This window comes from Paenibacillus sp. VT-400 (assembly GCF_001029205.1).
GTDB classification, from domain to species: domain Bacteria; phylum Bacillota; class Bacilli; order Paenibacillales; family Paenibacillaceae; genus Paenibacillus; species Paenibacillus amylolyticus.
Genome location: NZ_LELF01000059.1, coordinates 59,983 through 77,069, shown reverse-complemented (window position 1 = coordinate 77,069; position 17,087 = coordinate 59,983). Strand labels below are relative to the sequence as shown.

Below are 17,087 nucleotides of genomic sequence, written 5' to 3'. Positions count from 1 at the left end.
GGTTATGGCACAATGGATTGTAGATTACCTGCCAACGTGGAATATCATTCGAATTAGTGGAATTGCTGCTTATGTGTTGCTCTTTGCCGGTGTGTTTCTGGGTATTGCGCAAGGGATGCCTATGGCCAAAGGCAAACCAAAAGCAGCCATGTTCAAATGGCATACCCGAACGACCTGGCTCGCCTTCGGACTTGGACTCGTGCACGCATTAACGTTATATATTGATCATTACAGCCCATTTACCTGGGGAGAACTTCTGATTCCTTTTACCGCCTCCGTGCATCCGATTGGCAGTGGTCTGGGAACGTTAGCCTTCTACGGATTAGTGATTGTCCTGTTATCCAGTGATCTGCGGAACAAGCTGGGCCGTAAATGGTGGTTCATGTTCCACATGTTGTCCTATCCGGTGTTCATTGGTCTGCTGGTTCACGGCATGGTTACCGGAACGGATTCTGGCAACATCATCATGCGGATGATATATGTATTTACCGGACTCAGCATTCTCGGTATCACGGTGTTGCGTGGCATGTTGAGAGAACGCAAAGGTCCGGAAATCACGATTGGACCGAAACGGGCAACATCTGGTTCACCTTCCGAGCAGAATTGGGTTGAAGGTTTTGGTTTGGTGGGAACGGTACGACCTAAACATCTGAAATAATAACATGTGGATTATCCAATATGTATCGTTACACATGCAAAAGAAGCGGCCATCAGGCCGCTTTTTCCATGAACAGTTATTTTATTGAACAGTTATTTCACGAAGCATCCATACACATGTCCAATGTTCCACATGGCTTCAGATATGAAACAAGTTACGCATTATACAGCGTCATCACTGACAGGTTTTTCTCCCAGTGCTTCTTCAAGCTCGGATTGTTTGCGATGGGCGATCCGACTGCTCGCTGCTGATGCAATCGCACCGACAATATCATCGAAGAACGTGTGGACAGGGCCCAGGCTCTTGTCATTCAGTCGTTCAAGCACCCCTGGTTTCAGCTTGTCCACATAACCATAATTCGTAAATCCAATGCTGCCATATACATTGACGATGGAGAATGCCAAAATCTCATCCACGCCATACAATCCTTCATCGTTCTCAATCATCTCCTGCAAAGGAGATATGAGCTGCCCCTGTTCTGCCAGAATATCAAGCTGAATCCCGGTCAGAACAGCATTCTGTACCTCACGTTTACGGAGAACCATCTCCACATTTTCGATACATTCTTCCATCGTAAGACCTGGATAATATTTTTGCTGCAATAACATGACCAGTTCTGCGATCTCAGGGATCGTGACGCCCCGCTTATGCAGCCATTCCCTTGTGGCCTCCGCCACCTTGCGGCTATTCAGGCTGTAAGGGATTTTTTCTTGCTCAGGATGTTCCATGGGCGATTCCTCCTCTGAAGTTAGCAATGTCCCTACTCTTGCTTCCTAATACGTTATTAACCTGGTTTACGTTTCTTTAAGATAATAAAATTATAAGTTTCAGTGAAGTGGAACAATTTGATTACCACATGGAAAATTTCAGCTAAACACGGTCTGTCTTCCGTGAAAGTGCGTTGATAGACATTTTTCTTATTATCTTTTAGTTATTTTTTGGACAAAGGCTCGTATACATGGTAGTACAAACTGTAAAAATGATGAGGGGGAACGTGATCATGAGAAAGATCCATTCTTTGCGTACGGTATCGGCAGCAGCGCTGCTGAGTATTCCTATGGTATTGTCAGGCTGCGGCATGTTTGGAGCACAGTCTTCCGAAGCTGTTGATCCACCACCGCCCATCCAGGAAGCAGCTATGATTCAAGCGGCCGAAGGGAATGGAGCACTCGCAATGCTCCCGTTAACGACGGTATATCTGCAAGACCAGCAGGGGCTGCTCGCTCCGGTATCCCTGACACTTCCTTCTGGAACAGACGCAAGCAGTCCAAAGACAGCTCTGGATACACTTGTCACAGGTGGGGCCTACGCGGGTATGCTGCCTGAAGGATTCCAGGGCGTTCTCCCGCAGGGAACGGTTGTGCAGAATGTAACGATTCACGCGGATGACAAGCTGGCGGTCGTTGAGTTCTCGGGTAATTTTGCCAAGTATGATGCGAAGGAAGAACGGAAAATGCTAGAAGCTGTCACGTGGACATTGACGGGAACACCTGATGTGGAGAATGTGCAGATCTGGGTGGATGGCAAAAAGTTAACACAAATGCCGGTGAACAGCACGCCGTTGCCTGAACCGCTGAATCGGGCTGTGGGAATCAATCTGGATCTGGGTGATACGTTTGTGACGAATAGCAGCCCGGTCACGGTCTATTTCTCCGCTGCTTCACCAGCAGGCATCCAATATTATGTTCCGGTGACACGTCTGGTTACACCTGGTGAAGATCGGGTGCAGGCAGCATTGAACGAACTGATCAAAGGACCTGACAAAGGTGGAGAACTGGAAGAGGTTATGACAGGCGGAACCGAGCTGCAATCGGTCAAAACGGCAGAGGATGGCACGGTCACGGTTGCCTTGAAAGATGATATGTTTGCCGAAGGGGATATCGTGCCAAGCGAGCTGTTACAGTCTGTCGTATTAACCACTGCGGAGAACACAGCCAGCAAGGATGCCAAAGTACAGATCGAGTGGAACGGCCAAAAAACGGTCATGGGTGACGACAACAGGGATTACAGTGCGCCGGTTTCCAAGCCTGAATATATCAACGAAATTCCGATTTAATGACCAAGGAATGCTTAAGGATGCTTTTAACCGAACTCTTTGGTAAAATATAAGGGATTCGTAAAAATACGTGTTCAAAAAGATCGGTTTTCAGTACCGAGAAGATGGGATGAAGCTAGAAATGGAGTAGCGGAGCGTAGGCAAACTACGTGAGCAACTACAATGTTTCCGAAGGAAACAACCTTCGTAAGCTTATGCTTATTCGGCTGAATTCCATATTCGATGCTGATGATGCCTTAAGGCATTTTTCGTAATCAAAAGCGAGCTTTTTGAACAATCTCTAAAAGTGTGAATAAGTTCAACATTACAGGATGCTTAAGTCGTAGGAGGCAGAAAATATGAGATCAAACGGACGAACCAGCGAACAGCTGCGCCCGCTGAATTTAACAGTGAACACGAATAAATACGCCGAGGGCTCTGTACTGATTGAAGTTGGAGATACAAAGGTGATCTGTACAGCTACAGTAGAGGAACGTGTTCCTCCCTTTATGAAAGGGCAGGGTAAAGGCTGGGTAACAGCGGAATATTCCATGTTGCCACGTGCAACACATACTCGGAATCAACGTGAAGCCAATCGCGGCAAATTAACTGGACGCACCATGGAAATCCAGCGTCTGATTGGTCGGGCACTGCGCTCGGTAGTTAATCTGCAGGCTCTTGGTGAGCGTACGATTACCTTGGACTGTGATGTTATTCAAGCTGACGGAGGCACACGCACAACGTCCATTACCGGTGCGTTTGTAGCGCTGGCGCTTGCCGTGAACAAGATCTCCCAACAGCACAAACTGCAAGTGTTCCCGATTACGGATTTCATTGCCGCAGTAAGTGTGGGTGTTGTGGGTGAACAGCCTGTACTGGATCTGAACTATGATGAAGATTCCAAAGCCAAGGTAGACATGAATCTGGTGATGACAGGTGGCGGTAAATACGTCGAGCTTCAGGGAACAGGTGAGGAAGCACCATTTGATCGCCGTGAGCTGAACGACATGTTGGAACTGGGCGAACAGGGAATTCTGGAAATGATCGAGCGTCAAAAAGAAGTGCTTGGACCGATTGCGCTCAAGATCGGCGCGCGTGGATTAGGGGAAGCCTAAGATGAGTTTGGACAGCCCAATCCTCATTGTTGCTACCCGCAATGCGGGTAAAGTCCGTGAATTCGCTCATGCTTTCGCACCGCTTGGCAAAGAGGTTAAGAGCATGTTTGACTATCCGGAGCTGCCGGATGTGGTAGAAGATGGCGTAACGTTTGCGGAGAATGCCTGGAAGAAAGCCAAGGCGGTTGGTGATGCGCTTGGTTTGCCCGTTCTGGCAGACGATTCAGGTTTATGTGTAGACCTGTTGGATGGTGAGCCAGGGGTATATTCAGCGAGATATGCAGGCGAAGGAGCAACGGATGCACAGAATAATGCGAAGTTGCTGGAGACGCTGGAATCGTTGAAATCCGGTGAGGACACCGAGCAGCCGCTACTAAGTCCGGCTCGTTTCGTCTGTGCGCTGGTCCTGTACGATCCGACAACAGGTGATAAGTATGAATCAGAAGGCACTGCGGAAGGCTGGATTACGGCTCAAGCTGCAGGTGCTGGCGGTTTTGGATATGACCCACTCTTCTATGTACCTGAATACGAGATGACGATGGCAGAGCTGACGCTTGAGCAAAAGCAGGCGATTAGCCACCGTGGTCACGCGCTGAGAGCGCTTGTATCCAGACTTGAAGGCTGAGACTAAACGAAACATTTTGATTTAACTTCATGATATGTGAACATCAAAGCGTTAATGGAAGGACAGAAGCATTCCGAAGGGATGGTTCATCCGCCATTAACGCTTTTTGTATGAAATGAAGTATTTGATCGGGTTAGGTGAGGTCCATCCATATACCTAATGGTGAGGGTTATTTCTGCGACCACATACAAGAACGTATGTTCTTGTACCTACATGAGAAATGGTTTACATTGCACGATTGGGAATCTCATTGGGACTGGAGTTGGAAGAAGTTGCAAGCCTTGTGTGGTATGGGTTAACATTCAAACTAACGAATCACATATGAACCTTAAACGGAGGGATCTACTCATGCAAGAAGTGAAGCTTGTTGTATCTTACGATGATTATGAGGACGGCATTCGTATGGAAAAATTAATTAAGGAACTGGCAGCTAAACCGGAGGCTAGCTCATTGGAAAGTCTGGTCATCGGAGATTGGGGACAGGCTTATGAAAATTCGCCTGATGAGTTCATAGGAACGCTTGTCGAGTCGGCTCCAAGTTTTCCGTCATTGAAGAAACTGTTTATTGGAGATATGGGATTCGAAGAATGTGAAGTATCGTGGATTATCCAGACAAATCTCACACCACTGTTAGGTGCCTTTCCAGAATTAAAATCATTCTCTGTAATGGGCAGTAGCGGCCTCAGTCTGGAACCACTCCAGCATGCCAAGCTTGAAGAATTGATTATTATATGTGGTGGTCTCCCGAAAGAAGTGTTATCTTCAATCACCCATGCCAAGTTGCCTGAATTGCGTAAACTGGAACTGTACCTGGGTGTGGATAATTATGGTTTCAATGGATCACTTGAAGATGTACTCCCTTTGTTAGAAAAAGGATTGTTTCCAAGGCTGGTTTACTTGGGTCTGAAAGACAGTGAAATTCAGGATGAGATTGCCAAAGCAGCAGCTGAAGCATCTATTCTGGATCAACTTGAAGTACTGGATCTATCGCAAGGAACGTTGTCCGATGAAGGGGCTGAGGCGTTGCTTGCCAGTGACAAGATCAAGAAACTGAAACATCTTGATCTAAGTTACCATTACATGACCAATGAAATGATCAGTCGCTGGAACCAATCGGGTATATCTGTAGATGTTAGCGACCAGCAACAGAGTGATGAGGATGACTGGCGCTATCCATCGTTAACGGAATAGTTGATGTCAGGTGTAAAGGAAATGAATGAAAGCCTGCATCAACCAATAGATGTACCTGATCTAACGCAAGATCAGCCCTTTTTATTGATCGGAAACCCTGATAACCGACGAACACAAGGGCTGCAAGAGGCTAGGCATAGATTGGGTCTGAAACCTGCGGTTGTACTGCCATATGCTCAATTGCTCCAGAATTGGAGACACGGACGAACCATCGCTGATACAGTAGATTTCAATCTGCCTGTACCCCTGATTCGGATTGATGCTCCTGGTGAGGATTGGGACGTGGAGCGTGAACTACTGTTCCTTGGAGCTATGAATGATTCGTCAACATTAACGGCTGGGATGGGTACAGAAGCATTTTCCGCAGAACAGGCACTTGCGCTGGAACAGGAGTGGGGAAGAATCTATGCTCCCGCCCAGTGGTTTCGTGGCTGGAAAGCATGCTTGGATCGAATCGGCCGTGAGTCTCGGGAGATATGGTCTGAAGTCCGATTCATGAATGATCCCGCCGATATCCAATTGATGTTTGACAAGAGAACTTGTCAGCAACATCTATCTTCACATGGAGTTGATGTACCTCCGGCGCTGCAATTTTCGCGGCCAATCCGTAATTATATGGACCTGCGTAGCTCAATGAAGTCTGCCGAGATGCATCGTGTGTTTGTGAAGCTTGCGTGCGGCTCCGGGGCTTCAGGAGTTGTTGCCTATCAAGTCAATCCTCGAACGGGTGATGAAATCGCTGTAACAACGATGGGGATGGAACAGAGACAGGGCAAGACGATTTTCTTCAATGAAGGACGTCTACGCAAGTATACCCGCAGTGAAGAGATTGCTACGCTGATGAACTGGTTATGTGCAGAAGGTGCACAGATTGAACGATGGATGCCAAAAGCCACGCTTGATCAGCGGGCCTATGATATCCGCCAACTGGTTGCGGGTGGACAGGCAGGTCATGCGATTATGCGGCTGAGCCGTACCCCGATTACCAATCTGCATCTGCGCAATGAGCGTATGCTGCCTGCTGAAGCAGGCCTGGATGAACAGCGGATGTCGCTGGTACGGTTGGCAGCGCAAGCAGCCATGTCTGCATTTCCCAACTCGTGGTCAGCCGGGATTGATGTGATGCTTACTAGTGGTTCGAATCCGCGTGCCTATGTGCTGGATGTGAATCCATTTGGAGATCTGTTATACAGGGTTGAGCATCATGGCCTCGGAACCTATGAGTGGGAAATGGAACTTTTACGAAAGGAGCCTATTCAACATGCCTGATATGAACACCATTGTGGGCTCCCATGATCTGTTAATGATTACGCTGGATACGCTACGCTATGACGTAGCCAAGCTGGAAGAGGAGAATTGTCCTAATCTGTGTGGTTCGGGTCCGTGGGAGAAGCGTCATACCCCAGGCAGTTTTACATATGCGGCACACCATGCTTTTTTTGGTGGTTTTATGCCGACTCCTGCCAATACAGATAAGGCATCTCATGTAAGGCTATTTCATTCCCGAAATACTGGGCTCAAAACACATCCGCACACCTGGCTGTTTGATACACCGGATATCGTATCCGGGTTCGCGGCTGAAGGTTACCGTACCATCTGTATTGGCGGCGTCATCTTTTTTACGAAAAAAAACCCGCTTGCGAAAGTATTGCCTGGCTATTTCCAACACAGCTACTGGAGAATGAACTTTGGGGTAACCAACCCCAAATCGACAGAGCATCAGGTACAGCATGCATTAAAGCTACTTGAACAGACAGCGCCGGATGAAAAGATATTTATGTTTTTGAACGTGTCTGCCATTCATGGACCCAATCGTTACTTTGTAGAAGGAGCGAAGGAGGACTCGGTGGAGACTCAACGTGCTGCACTTCGATATGTAGATGAGGCTCTTGGACCATTGTTCGAGGCGATGAGGAAACGCGCCCGGCCTGCGTATTGCCTGGCTTTTTCCGATCATGGTACAGCTTACGGTGAAGACGGGTATCAAGGACACCGGCTTGCGCATGATGTCGTCTGGACGGTGCCTTACCGTGAATTTTTAGTATAGAATGTATTGATCTTATGAGGACAACAACCGGAGACAGGAGGAAACCGATGGAGAAACATATACAACATACAACAACAGGCCATTCCACACAGTCCGGATCCGATAAAGCTACAAGTCTCAGTGAAGTACTGGCATTCCCTTATCGTTCTTACTTATACTCGTACCCACACAAGACCGCCTATCGGGAGCTTGACCCACCACTGCCGTTAGGGCCACTGTGGGAACGAGAGAATACCGATACGTATTTTTTATATATGCATATTCCCTTTTGTGCTGCTCGTTGCGGATTCTGTAATCTGTTTACACTGCCGGATCGACGGGAAGATACGCATGAACGCTATGTAGATGCGCTGGAACGTCAGGCGAAGCAGTGGGCACCTATTACATCTCGAAGACCGTATTCGCGGTTCGCGATTGGTGGGGGAACGCCTACATTATTAAATGAGGTTCAGTTGAATCGTCTGTTTGATATTGCTGAACATGTGATGGGGCTGGACCCTGCGCAAGCATCGATTTCAGTGGAAACGTCGCCGGATACCGTTACGGAAGCCAAGCTGGCCATCATGAAGGAACGAAGTGTGGATCGTGTCAGTATGGGTATCCAGAGTTTTATTGAAGCTGAAGCATCTGCCATCTATCGTCCACAAAAACCGCAGGAAGTTGAACGAGCGCTTGAGAAGCTTACTCGGTATGATTTCCCATTGTTAAATCTGGATCTGATCTATGGTTTGCCGGGTCAAACGGTGGAATCGTGGATCTATTCATTGGAAAGAGTTCTGGCTTACGAACCGGGCGAAATCTTTATCTATCCCTTGTATACACGGGAAAATACAATCGTGAAGCCTGATGACATTCGCCGTCAGGGACCTGATATTCGGATGGAACTGTATAAAGCTGCACGTGAGACTTTAAAAAGTAAAGGTTATGTGCAATATTCGATGCGCAGATTTGCCAAGGAACAGTCGTCGTCCAAAGTGCTTCTGCCTTATAGTTGTCAGGAGGAGGGCATGGTTGGTCTGGGATGTGGCGCACGCTCTTATACGAGTGAGGTACATTATGCTTCCAAGTACGGCGTAAGTTACAAGGCCACACAAAGCATCATTGCCGATTATGTAGCGACCGAGCGCTACGATGTGGCGGATTATGGTATCGTGTTAAGCCGTGAGGAACAGAGACGTCGCTTTATTCTGAAAGCCTTGCTGCATCGGGAGGGATTGACGTTGTCTGACTACCAACAGCGCTTTGGTACCGATGTGATGTCCGACTATGTCTGGTTGGCTGAACTGTTGACAGAGGGCATGGCGGAGTTGGAGAGTGATGAGGGCAATCAGGTGCTGCGTCTGACAGAAGAAGGACTAGGTTACTCCGATGCGATTGGAGATTGGCTTATATCTGCCGAAATTCGCGAACAGATGGAAGGGTTTGTTTTCTCATGAGAGCGACTTTGTATTATCGGGGGAAGTTGTCTTCCTGTAATTACGACTGTCCCTACTGCCCTTTTAGCAAAACCGTGGATTCCAAAGAGACGTTGGAAGTGGATGAACAACAATTGCGTCAATTTGTGAATTGGGTCAGGGAGCAAGAGAGTGCCGGGCATCAATTTTCGATTTTCTTTAATCCCTATGGTGAAGCTTTGGTGCGTCGTTGGTACCGGGAAGCGATGGTTGAGCTGTCACATATGCCACATGTGGATAAAGTTGCAATTCAAACCAACCTGTCCGTCAAACTGGATTGGGCGAGGGAGTTGGATGCGAATAAAGCGGCCTTTTGGGCGACGTACCATCCTCGTGAGACAAAAGAGGCTTCTTTTGTGAAACAATGTCTGACCTTGCGTCAGATGGGACTTGCTTTTAGTGTCGGTACTGTCGGACTCCGTAGTGCTTTCCCCGCAATCGAGTCCATGAGACAGGCTTTGCCGGATGATGTGTATATGTGGGTTAATGCCTTCAAAGATCGGCCCAAGTATTACACGCCGGAAGAGATTCAGTTTTTACGTGGGCTTGATCCGCTTTTTGAAGGTAATCTGCAGGATTATGAGAGCTTGGGCAAACGATGTGCTGCCGGTTCGGAAGTATTTTATGTACAGGGGTCCGGGCATGTGAAGAGATGTTACAAGGATCGACGAATCATTGGACATCTATATCGCGATGGTTTGCAGGCTTTGTCTGAGGATCGGCCTTGCCGCATGAAAAAATGTGGCTGTTACATCGGTTATATCCATATGGAGGATTCCCCGTTCAGAGAAACGTTTGGCAGCGGGCTGCTTGAACGAAATCCGGTATTGATTCGTTGACCGGCATTTCATATTTAGCTATTCCACTGGGGAGCTGGAATATGTTTATTCGTTTCTAAACCACATATCAGCGTAACTTCAAACGCATCTTTTAGTATAGGCAGGATCAGACCTTTGGTTTGGACTTGCCTTCTGGAAGGTGTTTTTTTGTTTTACCGGACTAGAGTTAGTGTTTGTGTTCTTTATTAAAAGGGCCTTGACAATTTTGAAAAATAATATTTTTAAGTTTATGATTCAAATTTTATATTTTATGGGTTAGTATGAATAGGAAAAAAGACCCTGTTACGAATAGTATTTGTACATATAATCGCGAATTATATTTTTAATTGGGTCTAAAGTCTCAATTTAATTGAAAGGAGGGTGGAGGTAGGAAGTATCATGCACGTTATCTGAACTTTCGGGGGAGTACACATGAAAAAAATCTCAATTAGCCGTAAATTACTTATGGGTTTCTCATCTGTGCTTTTATTATTGGTGGCTATAACGGTTATAACATATACGCAGTTTATAGCCGTTGAGAAAACGTATACAGAATTAATTAATGATAGAACAAGCAAACTATTACTCATTAAAAATATGTCGATTGATCTTAAATCACAGCAGATTGCTTTGAGAAATTATATTCTGGAAGACAGTGCGGAGAACGAACAGGCATTTAATAAAGCTTATGAAGATTACATAGCATTAAATGAAGAATTAAAATCATCAGTTTCAAGTTCAAAGATGAAAGATTACCTTTCACGATCGGATGAAGCGATGAGCCAATATTATGAACTTGCGCAGCAGATTATGACATTGACAAGACAGGGGAATAACAGTGAAATCTCAAGATTACTGAAGGATACAGCCCCAAGTCTGATCTCTGAATTTGAAGGCATTGTGGAAGGTATGGAAACGCATCAACAAGATGCCATGAACTCAGGCGTTGTGGAGGCTAATCTTCAGATTGTGCAGGTCCTTAGGTGGATTGCAATTATTGGAGTGGCTTCTCTTCTAATCGGGGCACTTGTGGCGTATGTCATTGGCAGAATGATATCCTTGCCTGTTGCTGCTATTGCCCAATCCGCGAGCCGGATTGCAGACGGAGATCTGACTGGTGAGCCTATTGTGGTCCGTAACAAGGATGAGATTGGTGATCTCGCCCAAGCCTTTAATATCATGTCTGCCAATTTGCGTGCACTCATTCATCAGGTAGGAGACAGTGCAGAACGGGTAGCTGCCTCTTCAGAGGAGTTGACGGCAAGCACCGAACAGACAGCAACCGCCACAGAGCAAGTTGCCATCACAATGGGTGAGATTGCAACAGGTATGGATACACAGGTTCGAATGGCGAGTGATGGATTCCAGACGATGAATGAGTTAACGACAGGCTTTCAACAAGTTACGGAGAACACACTCCATATGTCTGAAGAAGCTACCAAAGTCTCCGTAAAAACAATATCGGGTAGCGAGTCAGTTCAGTCTGCGATAGGTCAAATGAATTCTATACAAGGGACGGTGTCGAATCTGTCGGTCGTGATCCAGGAACTGAGCAGACACTCTCAGGATATTGTGAAAATGGTGGACAGCATCTCGGAAATATCAGCACAGACGAATCTCCTATCCCTTAATGCTGCTATTGAGGCTGCACGAGCTGGCGAACAGGGAAGAGGGTTTCAGGTTGTTGCTACAGAGGTTCGGAAGCTGTCTGAGCAGTCTGCGCTTTCTGCTAATCAAATTGTTCCATTGGTGGCATCGATTGAGAAGGGAATGCGAAATGTTGCTGAATCTATGGTGGTTGTATCCGCAGAGGTTCAAGAGGGGATTACACTTGTTCACCAGGCGGGAGCCACATTTGATGAAATTCGTAAAGCGGTTGGGGGCGTAGCGGGGCAAACACAGGAAGTCTCTGCTTCAATTGAGCAAATGTCAACAGGGGTAGAACAGATTAATAGGTCTATGAAAACAATCATGGAAGTGACCGAAACGGGGGCCGCTGGAACAGAAGAAGTGAGTGCATCTTCAGAGGAGCAGTTGTCTGCGATGCAGGAGATTGCTTCCGCAGCCAATGATCTCTCCTTGATGGCAGAACAGTTGCAACAGACCGTCAGTCGTTTCAAAGTGCAATAAATCGAACTGAGTGGAATGTGGATGAAGAACGAGCGCATACGTACAGAGATTCTTATAAAAAGTAATAAAAGGGTGTCCAAACACAGTAGTTACTGTTTGGGCACCCTTAAATAATTCATCATGCTGAATCAATGCATAACTTGATCTTAACGAATAGCGACTTTATATGTCCGCAACCAGGTATTGATCTGAGTCAGATAAGCAAATAACTGGGGACCCGACATTAACTGTCCAAACCAGGGGAGATTGGAAGCTGCATCTGGTGAAGACGCAAGATTCCTGATCTGAGTTTTGTCGATCAAAGGCAAAATCGGCGAAGTGGGATCATCCAGGATATCAAGTACCTGCTGTTTGACCGCGGCCAGATATTGCGGATTATGTGTTTTCGGATACGGACTCTTTTTGCGATATAACACATCGTCAGGCAGGACACCTTCGAGTGCTTTACGCAGAATACCTTTTTCCCGTCCGCCCGTTATTTTCATTTCCCAAGGGATGTTAAACACATACTGGATCAGACGATGGTCACAGTAAGGTACCCGCACTTCCAGTCCTGCCCCCATGCTCATCCGGTCTTTGCGATCCAGAAGTGTAGGCATGAAACGTGTAATATTCAGGTAGGACATCACCCGCATTTGTGCAGCTTTACCTGTTTCCCCATCCAACAGAGGCACTTCAGCCACTGCATCCGAATAGCGGTCTGCCAAATAATCGAGTGGCCGAATCCATTCCCGAATATCCGGGGATAACAACGCTGCTCGCATATCAGGTGCTACAGACCACGGAAACGTACCGGAGTTCAGCATATCTTCTCGATGGAACCAGGGGTAACCGCCAAACACTTCATCCGCTGCTTCGCCTGAAATGGCAACGGTGGCCCCTTTTTTGATTTCTTTACAGAACAAATAGAGCGAGGAGTCTACATCTGCCATACCTGGCAGATCCCTGACTAACATGGCCTGTGTCAGTGCATGAATCAGTTCTCCGTTCTCAATCTCAATCCAGTGATGGTCGGTCTTGAGTTCATCCACCATTCGCTTAATCCAGGGTCCATCTGCACCCGGCTGAAAGGAATGCGCCTGGAAATGCTTGGCGTTATCCACATAATCGACAGAATACGTACTGATTTGGCCTTGCCCGGTTCGCTTGTAATAATCAACGGCTAATGCAGACAAGGCGCTGGAGTCCAGTCCTCCTGATAAAAGAGAGCATACTGGAACATCCGAAGCCAACTGGCGCTCCAGTGTATCTTGCAAGAGAGAGCGTACCTCTGCTGCCGTCTCTTCCAGGTTATGTTCGTGGTTCTGGCTTTCCAGTTTCCAGTAGGCATAGGTTCGGATACCGTTTCGGTTATAGATCAGCGCGTGCGCAGGCTTGAGTTCGCTTAGTGAAGAGTATACGCCGTGTCCTGGTGTCCGTGCAGGCCCTACGATAAACACTTCGGCCAATCCTTCCGGGCCCACAGCGGCTTCCACATCCGGGTGAATAAGCAGAGCTTTGGGCTCTGAACCAAATACGAGAGTGTCTTTGTTATTACTGTAGAACAGAGGTTTCACGCCAAGGCGATCTCGTGCGATAAAAACCTGTTCGTGTCCCCCATCCCATATGGCAAAAGCAAAAATACCGTTAAACCGGTCAACACATGCCGGTCCCCACTCAATATAAGAGGCGAGCAACACTTCCGTATCACATTGCGTGCGGAACTGATGCCCCCGCTGGAGCAATTCCTTTTTCAACTCGGGTGCATTGTATAGTTCTCCGTTATACACGACGGTATAGGAGGTATCTCCCTGTAACGCATGCATGGGCTGTGCGCCGTTCTCGGGGTCCATTACACTAAGACGCCGATGTCCAAAGGCACAAGGATTGGAGATCCATGTACCTGAAGCGTCGGGCCCCCGGTTCGACAAGCTATCCGTCATACGGACCAGCAGCTCTGATTCCTGGGTCAAATCCCGATTCCACTGTATGAAGCCGGTAATACCGCACATGGTTTGTTCATCCTTTCTTGGTCGAGTCATTCATCCGTATGGCTGCTTAGTTACTGGCAACCAGCAAATGTTGTCTTTTCGTCAGAGGTCGTAACAAATATATGCCGAAAGCAGGCATAAAATGTCTGTCCTCTTCGGAAACTAGTTCTAGGGACAACGGCCTCAACATGCCTGTGAAGGAGAGAACATGCAATGGACAGTATGAAGTATTATGTGTCTGTCATGGGCCGCTCCGTTATTCCGGATCCGTCGGTAACATCATATGAATGGATCATTCAGGCAACGCCGCAGGAAGCGGAGCAATTACTGGGACTGCTGAGCCTCATGCAGGAAAAGGAGGAAGAGGCCTTTCCTGGCATGGTATTCCCATGGCCAGATACACCGGAGGAGTCCGTAAACCAAGCTTATGAAACGGTATTACAACAGGTGTATCGAGAGATTTACCGATTGGGCACACCAGAGACACGATACCAGATTGAACAAAGTACATGATAAGCACAAAGGAAAAGGAGCGCGATGACGAATGTATGCCATTCAAGATGCCAAAATACGCAGATTAACCGAGGTGGATGGATTGTCTTGTGCAGAGGTTGAAGTGCAGCCTGGAAATGCCGGAGATCCATCGTTACTTGTATACGTGGCTTCAACACAGCCCGGAAATTCGCTGGAAGTGGTTCGGATTGTACGCAATCACTCCGATTCGGCGATCGACTGGTATAACAATAATATGCATACTGCGTTTGAAGAGGCGACAGATACCGCATTTGAGAACAGCGAAGGTATGACAGTAGAAGAAGATAAAGCTCGGTTTCAAAGTGAGTTGTTTTCCTTTGGTTTGCTTGGTCCAACACTTCAGCGTTATCTGATCGGGCAGGCTTAACAGGTAACGCTCCAGCAACACATGTGGCGATAGTGGGATAGAGTTCGATGTTGAGCTATATGTAGATGTGACCTGTTGCTGGTTGCTCTGACTGTATTTGTAACTGGAAAAACCCGCCGTTGTTGAACGGCGGGTTTTGTTATGCGATGGTCAGATCAGGTGGAGATGTGATCAAGCATACTCGCGCAGCACTTGAATCCCTTTAACCACATTGTACACAAAGCTTAATCCGTAAATCACAAAGAATAGAATGACAAACCCAACGGCGGAACCCAGACTATGCGCAGTCACGAAGAAATAAAATAACGGAATGGCAGCGAGAAAGGGGAATACATGTGAGAATAAGGCGCGTTTTGCATGTCCCTCAATGTAATCATCCTTGGCAACAATCCATATAATGATCGGAAACAGGAACGGGGCAAAGAAAATACTGAAATAGGATAGGGCTGATAAAAGCTGTCTCATGACGATTCTCTCCTTCAATGGATCATTGAAATGTATGTATGCAAAAGATTACCCAGCAATTCTGACATTGAAAATGTCTGATGTTAATCTTACTCTAAATGTCCCAATCTCCTCAATATAACCTGGTTCAAGCTATCATATTCTCAAAGGGGCTGAAGTATGAGAATAACACCGAAAAGTACATTTATCGCCTTTGATTACGAATGATGCCTAGTGGCATCATCAACATCGAATATGGAATTCAGCCGAAATGTCCGTTGCTCACGTAGTTTGCCTACGCTCCGCTACTCCATTTCTAGCTTCATTCCATCTTCTCGGTACTGAAAACCGGACTTTTTGAACCTGTATTTAAGTATAATTATTAATTTTTTTATAAAACTATTGAAAAATATAGAAATCAGAGTATAATAAGAACCGCGCCGAAAATTTATTATACATATTTGTCTCAGTAGCTCAGCTGGATAGAGCAACGCCCTTCTAAGGCGTCGGTCGGGGGTTCGAATCCCTCCTGGGACGTAAAAAAAGAAGAAGCTTCCTTCGGGAAGCTTCTTCTTTTTCGTTCAGGGGAAGAGAACCCCCAATGGTTCGTCGGAGCATCCGCTTCGTTAGCACTACATCGCAGTCTCGACTGGAAGGAGAGTATCCCTCCTGGGACGTATTAAAAAGAAACTTCCTTTGGGAAGTTTTTTGCGTTCAGAGGAAGTCTTCTATTGGTTATACCTATAAATAATATAGAATTTATATATTTAAAGAATAAACAATTCTATGCCACAATGAGGACATCAATAACGAAAGCGACGGTGGTATCTATGAAATCATTAAATCAATGGCAAGCAGATGAGTATGACAACAAACTGGCTTTTGTGTCCGGATACGGCAAAAACTTGATTTCGTGGCTTCAACCCCAAAAAGGGGAATACATCCTTGATCTGGGTTGCGGGACGGGGGATTTGACGCATGAAATTTCTCTGGCCGAAGCTGAAGTTATTGGCATGGATGCATCGACGGACATGATTCGCCGTGCGAGGAAGAAATTCCCTGAACTTGAGTTCGTGGAAGGAGACGGTCATCAGTTTGAGACGAATAGACTGTATGATGCAGTCTTCTCCAATGCAGCCCTGCACTGGATGCGAAGCCCGCGATTAGTGGTGGATAGTATATGGAAATCTTTGAAGCCCGGAGGGCGTTTTGTCGCAGAGTTCGGTGGTAAAGGGAACGTGCAGACCATTGTGAATGCATTAGAGCAGGTTATGGAGCGAAACACGGGCATTCGTGCATCGGAACGCAACCCTTGGTACTTTCCTTCGATCGGAGAATATAGCCATATTTTAGAGCAACGTGGATTTGTGGTGCGACAGGCCTATCACTACGACCGTCCTACGAGACTAGCAGATGGTGAGCAGGGTATAGTAGGCTGGTTGGCTCATTTTGGAGGGGACTATTTTGAGAGTCTCAGTCATGAAGAGATACAACAAATATGCCATGAAACCAGTCAGATCGTGATGTCTCACCTTTGGAAAGATGATGCGATGTATGCCGATTACAAGCGCCTGCGTATTGAAGCCGTGAAGCCAGAATAAAGTAAAATTTCGTGATATGTAGCAATTTTATCGATGTTAAACGAATTCCGGTATTCTTTGTATACTAACCACGCTTCCCCTATACACCAAGAGCCTCT

16 protein-coding genes and 1 tRNA gene are annotated in these 17,087 nt (G+C 46.7%); 14 read left to right on the top strand and 3 right to left on the bottom strand.

Annotated elements, in window-relative coordinates:
- The first annotated feature begins 4 nt into the window (after nt 1-4).
- Nucleotides 5-658 (top strand): ferric reductase-like transmembrane domain-containing protein, encoded by a 654-nt coding sequence (locus tag EL84_RS07225; protein ID WP_053061408.1) that lies wholly within the window; start codon nt 5-7, stop codon nt 656-658.
- 161 nt (nt 659-819) lie between these two features.
- On the opposite strand, the gene EL84_RS07220 is transcribed toward EL84_RS07225, so the two are convergent.
- Entirely contained in the window at nt 820-1,386 is a 567-nt protein-coding gene (locus EL84_RS07220; RefSeq protein ID WP_017692570.1) for a phosphatidylglycerophosphatase A, read from the bottom strand.
- Nucleotides 1,387-1,658: 272 nt separating this feature from the next.
- Between EL84_RS07220 and EL84_RS07215 the strand changes: the two genes are divergently transcribed.
- From EL84_RS07215 to EL84_RS07175, 9 genes are all read left to right on the top strand, one after another.
- On the top strand, nt 1,659-2,714 hold the full coding sequence (locus tag EL84_RS07215) for a GerMN domain-containing protein (protein ID WP_047841205.1): 1,056 nt from the start codon (nt 1,659-1,661) through the stop codon (nt 2,712-2,714).
- Nucleotides 2,715-3,052: 338 nt separating this feature from the next.
- Nucleotides 3,053-3,808, top strand: a complete 756-nt coding sequence (gene rph / locus EL84_RS07210; protein ID WP_047841204.1) for a ribonuclease PH — start codon at nt 3,053-3,055, stop codon at nt 3,806-3,808.
- A gap of 1 nt (nt 3,809) precedes the next feature.
- Nucleotides 3,810-4,433: an XTP/dITP diphosphatase gene (locus EL84_RS07205; protein WP_017692573.1), complete on the top strand. Its 624-nt coding sequence runs from the start codon at nt 3,810-3,812 to the stop codon at nt 4,431-4,433.
- Between the two features lie 348 nt (nt 4,434-4,781).
- Complete coding sequence (locus tag EL84_RS07200; RefSeq protein WP_047841203.1) at nt 4,782-5,624, top strand: STM4015 family protein; 843 nt, start codon at nt 4,782-4,784, stop codon at nt 5,622-5,624.
- A gap of 21 nt (nt 5,625-5,645) precedes the next feature.
- On the top strand, nt 5,646-6,893 hold the full coding sequence (locus EL84_RS07195) for an STM4014 family protein (protein WP_047841202.1): 1,248 nt from the start codon (nt 5,646-5,648) through the stop codon (nt 6,891-6,893).
- The gene (locus EL84_RS07190; protein ID WP_036605877.1) at nt 6,886-7,671 is read left to right on the top strand and encodes an STM4013/SEN3800 family hydrolase; all 786 of its coding nucleotides are present in this window, start codon (nt 6,886-6,888) and stop codon (nt 7,669-7,671) included. Before EL84_RS07195 ends, EL84_RS07190 begins: the two co-directional genes overlap by 8 nt.
- 47 nt (nt 7,672-7,718) lie before the next feature.
- A complete protein-coding gene (locus tag EL84_RS07185; protein WP_047841201.1) occupies nt 7,719-9,107 on the top strand; it encodes an STM4012 family radical SAM protein in 1,389 nt (462 codons plus the stop codon).
- Nucleotides 9,104-9,964 (top strand): STM4011 family radical SAM protein, encoded by an 861-nt coding sequence (locus EL84_RS07180; RefSeq protein ID WP_047841200.1) that lies wholly within the window; start codon nt 9,104-9,106, stop codon nt 9,962-9,964. The genes EL84_RS07185 and EL84_RS07180 overlap by 4 nt, the downstream gene beginning before the upstream one ends.
- Nucleotides 9,965-10,375: 411 nt before the next feature.
- A complete protein-coding gene (locus tag EL84_RS07175; protein WP_047841199.1) occupies nt 10,376-12,073 on the top strand; it encodes a methyl-accepting chemotaxis protein in 1,698 nt (565 codons plus the stop codon).
- 146 nt (nt 12,074-12,219) lie between these two features.
- Here the strand turns inward: EL84_RS07175 and asnB are convergent, their stop codons facing one another.
- Entirely contained in the window at nt 12,220-14,064 is a 1,845-nt protein-coding gene (gene asnB / locus EL84_RS07170; protein WP_047841198.1) for an asparagine synthase (glutamine-hydrolyzing), read from the bottom strand.
- 192 nt (nt 14,065-14,256) lie between these two features.
- On the opposite strand from asnB, the gene EL84_RS07165 reads away from it, so the two are divergent.
- A complete protein-coding gene (locus EL84_RS07165) occupies nt 14,257-14,556 on the top strand; it encodes a hypothetical protein (protein ID WP_047841197.1) in 300 nt (99 codons plus the stop codon).
- Nucleotides 14,557-14,587: 31 nt separating this feature from the next.
- Entirely contained in the window at nt 14,588-14,944 is a 357-nt protein-coding gene (locus EL84_RS07160) for a hypothetical protein (protein WP_036605881.1), read from the top strand.
- A 171-nt stretch (nt 14,945-15,115) separates the two neighbouring features.
- Here EL84_RS07160 and EL84_RS07155 read toward each other — a convergent pair whose 3' ends face one another.
- Entirely contained in the window at nt 15,116-15,409 is a 294-nt protein-coding gene (locus EL84_RS07155) for a DUF4870 domain-containing protein (protein ID WP_017692583.1), read from the bottom strand.
- Between the two features lie 442 nt (nt 15,410-15,851).
- On the opposite strand from EL84_RS07155, the gene EL84_RS07150 reads away from it, so the two are divergent.
- A tRNA-Arg gene (locus EL84_RS07150) sits at nt 15,852-15,925 on the top strand.
- 293 nt (nt 15,926-16,218) lie between these two features.
- Nucleotides 16,219-16,989: a class I SAM-dependent methyltransferase gene (locus EL84_RS07145; RefSeq protein WP_047841196.1), complete on the top strand. Its 771-nt coding sequence runs from the start codon at nt 16,219-16,221 to the stop codon at nt 16,987-16,989.
- Nucleotides 16,990-17,087: the final 98 nt, after the last annotated feature.

Excerpts from the sequence above, each read along its gene's own strand:
- EL84_RS07225 (WP_053061408.1), top strand. The coding sequence starts at position 5 with ATGGCACAATGGATTGTAGATTACCTGCCAACGTGGAATATCATTCGA.
- EL84_RS07220 (WP_017692570.1), bottom strand. The coding sequence starts at position 1,386 with ATGGAACATCCTGAGCAAGAAAAAATCCCTTACAGCCTGAATAGCCGC.
- EL84_RS07215 (WP_047841205.1), top strand. The coding sequence starts at position 1,659 with ATGAGAAAGATCCATTCTTTGCGTACGGTATCGGCAGCAGCGCTGCTG.
- rph (WP_047841204.1), top strand. The coding sequence starts at position 3,053 with ATGAGATCAAACGGACGAACCAGCGAACAGCTGCGCCCGCTGAATTTA.
- EL84_RS07205 (WP_017692573.1), top strand. The coding sequence starts at position 3,810 with ATGAGTTTGGACAGCCCAATCCTCATTGTTGCTACCCGCAATGCGGGT.
- EL84_RS07200 (WP_047841203.1), top strand. The coding sequence starts at position 4,782 with ATGCAAGAAGTGAAGCTTGTTGTATCTTACGATGATTATGAGGACGGC.
- EL84_RS07195 (WP_047841202.1), top strand. The coding sequence starts at position 5,646 with ATGAATGAAAGCCTGCATCAACCAATAGATGTACCTGATCTAACGCAA.
- EL84_RS07190 (WP_036605877.1), top strand. The coding sequence starts at position 6,886 with ATGCCTGATATGAACACCATTGTGGGCTCCCATGATCTGTTAATGATT.
- EL84_RS07185 (WP_047841201.1), top strand. The coding sequence starts at position 7,719 with ATGGAGAAACATATACAACATACAACAACAGGCCATTCCACACAGTCC.
- EL84_RS07180 (WP_047841200.1), top strand. The coding sequence starts at position 9,104 with ATGAGAGCGACTTTGTATTATCGGGGGAAGTTGTCTTCCTGTAATTAC.
- EL84_RS07175 (WP_047841199.1), top strand. The coding sequence starts at position 10,376 with ATGAAAAAAATCTCAATTAGCCGTAAATTACTTATGGGTTTCTCATCT.
- asnB (WP_047841198.1), bottom strand. The coding sequence starts at position 14,064 with ATGTGCGGTATTACCGGCTTCATACAGTGGAATCGGGATTTGACCCAG.
- EL84_RS07165 (WP_047841197.1), top strand. The coding sequence starts at position 14,257 with ATGGACAGTATGAAGTATTATGTGTCTGTCATGGGCCGCTCCGTTATT.
- EL84_RS07160 (WP_036605881.1), top strand. The coding sequence starts at position 14,588 with ATGTATGCCATTCAAGATGCCAAAATACGCAGATTAACCGAGGTGGAT.
- EL84_RS07155 (WP_017692583.1), bottom strand. The coding sequence starts at position 15,409 with ATGAGACAGCTTTTATCAGCCCTATCCTATTTCAGTATTTTCTTTGCC.
- EL84_RS07145 (WP_047841196.1), top strand. The coding sequence starts at position 16,219 with ATGAAATCATTAAATCAATGGCAAGCAGATGAGTATGACAACAAACTG.